The following is a 6888-nucleotide window of genomic DNA, read 5'->3' as shown; positions in this document are numbered from 1 at the left end:
TCAGAGCAAAAACAAAGTAAGTACTACCACTCACCATCATCGGCACGCTGTTGAGTTCTCAAAGAACACACCCACACCAGAACCCCAGCACCAACCAGGCACCAAAACCCCGGGGAGTCATCTCTTCGTCTTGCTGATGTTCTCTACTTTAGCAGGACCGTTTTCCGGCTTTTTCAGGGGGGTCGACCTCGCGGTCACCCGCACCTGGTCAGCCGATGCACCGACCTGCTCTAAAGTTGAGGACCACCCGAACACTCGGTTCCGGTGCGACCACCGCCCGGTCCGTTTCCGGCCCGTTCCGCGCTGGCGAAGAGAAATCTACAGGACGCTGACGGACGCTTGAACAAGGCCCCCTCCTAGCGAGGAAGCTGCAGGTCATGCCGGTTCTACCCGGCGATGCCGGCGACCCTGGCTCACACCTTCGGGTCGTACCCGCCTCGAAGCTGTCCGCAATCGAGGCGTCGGCCCCTCTTCCAAGCGAGGCCCGGACAGTGCCGGCCGATCCGCCCCGCGTTCCAGGAGATCCGATGACCGCCGCAATTGCCGCCCCGCAAGCGACGCCCGCACCGGCCGATCCGGCTTCGACCGCTCGGCCGGAACCGACCGACCACGGTGACCAGCCGGCAGGCCGTACTTCCTCGGCACTGGCGAGCTACTTGGGCGGACCGATCGTGGACGTGCTGCTCGGACGCCGGCCGCTGAGCCAGGTCCGCCCGCGGATCACCCGCCCGGTGCAGAACCTGCTCAACGCACCGTCGTTCCGCGGACTGGTGCGCGAACCGGGTCTGCGGCTGTGCTCCTTGCACGCCTGCGCGATCACGCCGGACCACGTCGAAGGCTGCGCCGTCATCGGATCCGACCTGCGCACCCGCGCGGTCGTGCTGCGTTGGGAAAGGAGTCCGCACGGATGGTTGTGCACCTTCCTGTGCACGGTGTGAGCGGTCCAGTCCCGGACACACCGCTGCCCCGCGCTCCTCGAGCGCGGGGCAGGGAATGTTCGTGCGTCAGGCGACGTTCAGCTGCGCTTGTTCTTCTTGGCTTCACGCGCGGCCGCCCGCCGCTCGCGGCGGGGTCCGGTCTGACCGGACTGGCCGCCGTTCTGCTCCCCGCTGGTCTCGACACCACCGGACTCGGCGGGACCGGAGTAGCTGAGCCTGCGGTCCGGCTGCTCGAAGCCCTGGCCGCCGAACGCCTGCGGTTTCGCGCCGTCACCGCCCTGCGGAGCGTCGCCGAGCTGGCTCAGCGCCGGACCGGCCGAGGAACGGGAACGCTTCGACCTCGGCTGCGCGGCCTGCGGTGCACCGCCCGCGGGCTGCGCACCGGCTGCCTGCGGAACCGCCTGCTGCACGTCGGTCGGGAAGTCGGAGCCGTCGGAACTGCTCACCGACACCGGAACCGACGGCTCCTGCGCTGGCTCCGGCTCGGCCGCCTCGACCTGCACGTTGAACAGGAAGCCGACCGACTCCTCCTTGAGCGCCTCGAGCATCGCGTGGAACATGTCGAAGCCCTCGCGGCGGTATTCGACCAGCGGGTCGCGCTGCGCCATCGCCCGCAACCCGATGCCCTCCTTGAGGTAATCCATCTCGTAGAGGTGTTCGCGCCACTTGCGGTCCAGCACGCTGAGCACCACGCGTCGCTCCAGCTCGCGCATCGCGCCGACGCCGACCTTGCCGTCGACCTCCGCTTCCCGCCGGTCGTAGGCGTCGCGGGCGTCGGCGAGGACCGCTTCGAGCAACCGCTCCTTGGTCACGTCCTCCTCGGTCTCGAGCAGCTCCTCCCAGTCCAGCTGGACCGGGTAGAGGGCCTTGAGCGCCGTCCAGAGCTTCTCGAAGTCCCAGTCCTCCGCGTAGCCCTCCGCGGTGGCGCCGTTGACGTAGGCGCCGACCACGTCGTTGATCATGTGCTGGATCTGCTCGCGGAGATCCTCGCCCTCGAGCACCCGGCGGCGCTCGGTGTAGATGACCGAACGCTGCTGGTTCATCACCTCGTCGTACTTGAGGACGTTCTTGCGGATCTCCATGTTCTGCTGCTCGACCTGGGTCTGCGCACTGCGGATCGCCCGGGTCACCATCTTGTGCTCGATCGGGACCTCGTCGGGCACCTTGAGCCGGGTCATCACCGTCTCGACCATCGCGGCGTTGAACCGGCGCATCAGCTCGTCACCGAGCGAGAGGTAGAACCGGGACTCGCCAGGGTCGCCCTGCCGGCCGGAACGGCCGCGCAGCTGGTTGTCGATCCGGCGCGACTCGTGCCGTTCGGTACCGAGCACGTAGAGGCCACCGGCATCCCTGACCTCGTCGGCCTCCGCCTGGACCTGCGACTTGAGCCGCTCCACGGTGCCGGGCCACTCGGCTTCGTACTGCTCGCGGTGCTGCACCGGGTCCAGGCCGCGGCGGCGCAGTTCGGTGTCGGCGAGGTGGTCGACGTTGCCACCGAGCACGATGTCGGTACCGCGACCGGCCATGTTCGTGGCCACCGTGACCGAGCCCTTGCGCCCGGCCTCGGCGATGATCCCGGCTTCCGACTCGTGGTGCTTGGCGTTCAGGACGCTGTGCGGCACGCTCTTCTTGGTCAGCAGCTTCGCCAGGTACTCGGAGTGCTCGACGCTGGTGGTGCCGACCAGCACCGGCTGGCCCTTGCGGTTCTTCTCCTCGATGTCGTCGGCGACGGCCGCGAACTTCGCGGCCTCGCTCTTGTAGACCAGGTCCGGCTGGTCCGCGCGGACCATCGGCTCGTTGGTGGGGACGGTGACCACGCCGAGCTTGTAGGTGGCCTGGAACTCGGCCGCTTCGGTCTGCGCGGTACCGGTCATGCCCGCGAGCTTCTCGTAGAGCCGGAAGTAGTTCTGCAGCGTGATCGTGGCCAGGGTCTGGTTCTCGGCCTTGATCTCGACGCCTTCCTTGGCCTCGATCGCCTGGTGCATTCCCTCGTTGTAGCGACGACCGTGCAGGACGCGGCCGGTGAACTCGTCGACGATGGCCACTTCGCCGTCCCGGACGATGTAGTCCTTGTCGCGCTTGTAGAGCTCCTTGGCCTTGACCGCGTTGTTCAGGTAGCCGACCAGCGGCGTGTTCTCGGCCTCGTAGAGGTTCTCGATGCCGAGCTGGTCCTCGACGATCGAGACGCCGTCCTCGGTGATGCCGACCGTGCGCTTGCGCTCGTCGACCTCGTAGTGGTCGTCCTTGCGCAGCATCGGCGCGATCCGGGCGAACTCCTGGTACCAGCGCGAGGACTGGTCGGCAGGGCCGGAAATGATCAGCGGCGTCCGGGCTTCGTCGATGAGGATCGAGTCGACCTCGTCGACCACGGAGAAGAAGTGCCCGCGCTGCACGCAGTCGGCCAGGCTCCATGCCATGTTGTCGCGCAGGTAGTCGAAGCCGAACTCGTTGTTCGTTCCGTAGGTGATGTCGGCGGCGTACGCGGCCTTGCGCTGCTCCGGAGGCAGGTCCGCCACGATCGCTGCGACGTCCAGGCCGAGGAAGCGGTGCACCCGGCCCATCCAGTCGGCGTCGCGCTTGGCCAGGTAGTCGTTGACCGTGACCACGTGCACGCCCTTGCCCGCGATGGCGTTGAGGTACGCAGGCAGCACGCAGGTCAGGGTCTTGCCTTCACCGGTCTTCATCTCGGCGATCTGGCCGAGGTGCAGCGCGGCACCACCCATGACCTGCACGTCGAAGTGGCGCTGACCCAGCGTGCGCTGGGCACCCTCGCGGGCGACGGCGAACGCCTCGGGCAGCAGCTCGTCCAGCGACTCGCCATCCTGGTGGCGGCGCTTGAACTCGTCGGTCTTGGCCCGCAGATCTGCGTCGGAGAGCGCGACCACTCCGTCTTCGAGCTCGTTGATGTGCGCCGCGATGGCGCGCAGGCGCTTGAGCGTCTTGCCCTCGCCGGCGCGGAGCAGTCGGGACAGGACCATCCGGTCGACCTCACTAGCTGATCGTGATGCGCCCGTCACGGACGCCTTATGGTCATCGTATTAGAGCCGGTTGCAGGGGCGGCATTCGATCGCAGCGGCTGGGCGTGGCGCCGCTGAACGTGAACCGTCCCCCGCGCACCACGGTACGCGGGGGACGGCGGGTGGGGTCCGGCCTTGGCGCAGAGTCGCCTACGGCCGGTGCGGTGCCGATGCCTGCCTGCGGCGTCCCGCCGCGGCCTGCGCCCGGCTCCGCTCGGTCAGCAGGCGAGTCGGATCACCCCGTAGTCGAATCCTCTGCGCCGGTACACCACGCTCGGCCGCCCGGTGTCGGCGTCGAAGAACATGTAGAAGTCGTGGCCGACCAGCTCCATCTGGTAGAGGGCTTGATCGACGGTCATCGGCGTCGCCGGGTGCTCCTTCTCCCGCACGATCCGGCCTGGTTCGTCCTCGCGGGTTTCCGCGCTCCAGCGCGGCTCGGGCACGGTCCCGGCGCGGTCTGGTGCGGTGCTGCTCGCGTCCGTGCCGGGATCGCCGGCAGTCGGCACGTCGGCCGCTTCCCGCTGTTGTCCGGACCCTGCCGAAGCAGCAGCTTCGGCGGGCGCTTCCAGCAGGCCGACGCCGCCGGAATTCGCCGTGGCGACGGTCTGCTCGGCGTTGGCCGAGGTCGCTTGCGCAACGGAGATCGGGTTGCGCTTTCCGTAGTGCACCTTCCTGCGGTCGTGCATTCGGCGAAGCCGGTTCTCCAGCTTGGTCGTCGCCGAGTCGAGGGCGGAGTAGAAGTCGCCTGCGCAAGCCTCGGCGCGCACCGCGCCGCCACGCCCTTTGACGGTGATCTCGACGCGCTGGCAGTTCTTCGCCTGGCGCGGGTTGCGTTCGTGGTTGAGCTCCACGTCCGCCCGGATGGTCTTTCTGTCGTACCGTTCCACTCGGGCCAGCTTTTCCGCGACGTGCTCCCGGTAGTGCTCGGGAACCTCGACGTTACGGCCCTTGACGACGATGTCCATTCACGACCTCCGTTCCTCGCGTAATCCGTGGTCGATGCGCACGGGGCACCGGAACAGCGGCGCGATCAGCTCGCCTCCGGTGCCAGGGACATGGGTTCTTCACTCCTTCCCACAGCCCGGGTACAGCTGAATGTGCTGCACGTTAGCTTGATTCGAGATCGGGTAACAGACCCCGGGACGAGCGACGTCAAGCCACCACCCAGCGTGATGAGCACGGCTGAGAGGGCGAATGCGGGACGCACTGAACGGTGCTTGCGCGAACTTCGACGTCGACCACGTCTCACTCCATCGGGCGAACATAGCCCGGCTCTCGACTACGGGGCGCCACGTGCCGTCGTGACACTGCACTTCGGTCGTCGTACCGCCCGCACTGCGCACACTCAAGCAACGAATGGCGTTCCGGGCTGAGTTCCACCCGCACGCCGTACGAGCTGACAACGCCCGATCGAGTTACCCCGGAGTCGCGGTCAGCAGCAGCGCCACGGTCGTGGGAGCGCCTCCCGCGGACAGCGCGTGCGCGCAGCTCGCCAGAGTCGCGCCGCTGGTCAGGACGTCGTCGATGAGCAGAACCGGGGCACCGGGCGGAGGTAGCCCGGAAGGCCGCGCGAGCACCTGGCCGCTCAGGTTGTGCAGCCGCTGTGCCGGGTCGAGCCCGACCGAGTCGCGCGCTCCCGGACGGATCACCAGGCAGTCCGCGACCGAGGCGTGCAGGCCGAGCGCGGTCAGCTCCTCGACGGCGCGGTGCGCAACGCGCGTCATGTGCGCACCGCCGCGGCGACGGGAGGTGATCGTCCGAGACGGTGCAGGCACCACGTACCAAGGCGACCGCAGGTGCGCTCCCTCGCGGGAACCAGACGGCCGGTCGGCGGGGTCCGCACCGGCGGGCAGCGACTCCGCCCAATCGAGCAACGCGCGGAGCCCACCGGCGAGCGCTCGGCCGAACGGTTCGGCGAGGTCGCGACGCCCGGAAGCCTTGTAGGCCACGACCGCCCGGCGCGGCGCGCCGCGGTACTTGCCCAGTGCGAACACCGGCGGGTCGGGTCCTGCTCCGGGGATGGCGGGCAGCTCCCGGTGCACTCGGCGCGGCCCGCCGAGTTCACGGGCGCAGCCGCGGCACCAGCTGATTCCGGGCGCGCCGCATCCGGCGCAGCGCAGCGGCAGCATCAGGTCCACCAGGCCGGAAATCGCGGTGGCCAAGCCGGAGAAGCCTGGAGCACCGAAGGCGCGGTCGCGCACTCCTCGGGGCCCGTGTCGACGCACGGACAATGTCGATCGAGTCATGCCGGGATCGTGCGCGATCCACCGGGCCGACTCACCCGCGCGTGTCGGCGCACGCCCGCGGCTCCGGACCGGGCCGGCCGGAAACGCCAGGTCAGCCGGGAATGCCGGTCCAGCCGGAAAACAGGTCGGTCAGAAGCCGGATCAGCCGGGGAAGAACGGGATGGAACCGCCGCTCTGCCCGGGCAACAGCTGCCACCCGTCCAGCAGGCTCCACACCGGGTCCGACTCCCCGGCCTCCCACAACCCGCTCTGGTCGGAGACCACGACCCGGCGTCCCGGCCCAACGGTCACGGCGGTCACCGGCTGGTTCAGGTTCGCCGAGGCGTACTCGTTCCACTCGAAGCCGTCCACGGACACCTTCATGACCGGCGAGGAGTTGCTGTCGGTGGTGGCCACCAGCGAACGGTCCGTGAGCCAGTCGACCCCGGTGATGTTCGTGTACTCGCCCAGCTGCACCGGGTGCCGCAGCGCGAACCGCCCGTCCTTCTCCACCACGCCCGCGACGACCAACCGGCCGTCGACCACGGCCGCGGCCCGGGTTCCGTCGCGGGACAGCCGCAACTCCTTGATGTCCCCGACCCGGCCGAACTCGGAGATGTCCACCGGTGCCGCGGTCCACGACCCGCCATTGCGCACCGCGCGGTACACGTCGCGGCCGTTGACCACGGCCCAGACCTCGTTCTCGCC

General features: G+C 68.8%; 5 protein-coding genes. 1 reads left to right on the top strand and 4 read right to left on the bottom strand.

Going from position 1 to position 6888, the window contains the following annotated elements; genetic code table 11:
* Positions 1 to 527 precede the first annotated feature (527 nt).
* The gene (locus IJH84_RS25575) at positions 528 to 938 is read left to right on the top strand and encodes an Rv3235 family protein (protein WP_295149905.1); all 411 of its coding nucleotides are present in this window, start codon (positions 528 to 530) and stop codon (positions 936 to 938) included.
* Between the two features lie 77 nt (positions 939 to 1015).
* Here the strand turns inward: IJH84_RS25575 and secA are convergent, their stop codons facing one another.
* The 4 genes from secA to IJH84_RS25555 form a co-directional block, all read right to left on the bottom strand.
* A complete protein-coding gene (gene secA / locus IJH84_RS25570) occupies positions 1016 to 3916 on the bottom strand; it encodes a preprotein translocase subunit SecA (RefSeq protein ID WP_295149903.1) in 2901 nt (966 codons plus the stop codon).
* A gap of 257 nt (positions 3917 to 4173) precedes the next feature.
* A complete protein-coding gene (gene raiA / locus IJH84_RS25565; protein ID WP_295149900.1) occupies positions 4174 to 4920 on the bottom strand; it encodes a ribosome-associated translation inhibitor RaiA in 747 nt (248 codons plus the stop codon).
* 450 nt (positions 4921 to 5370) lie between these two features.
* A complete protein-coding gene (locus IJH84_RS25560) occupies positions 5371 to 6117 on the bottom strand; it encodes a ComF family protein (protein ID WP_295149898.1) in 747 nt (248 codons plus the stop codon).
* Between the two features lie 225 nt (positions 6118 to 6342).
* Positions 6343 to 6888 (bottom strand): LpqB family beta-propeller domain-containing protein (locus IJH84_RS25555; RefSeq protein ID WP_295149896.1); only part of this gene is annotated, 546 nt, incomplete at its 5' end.

Origin of the sequence: Saccharopolyspora sp., from assembly GCF_017434145.1 — a bacterium.
GTDB lineage: Bacteria > Actinomycetota > Actinomycetes > Mycobacteriales > Pseudonocardiaceae > Saccharopolyspora_C > Saccharopolyspora_C galaxeae.
This window is presented reverse-complemented; position numbering and strand designations above follow the sequence as displayed.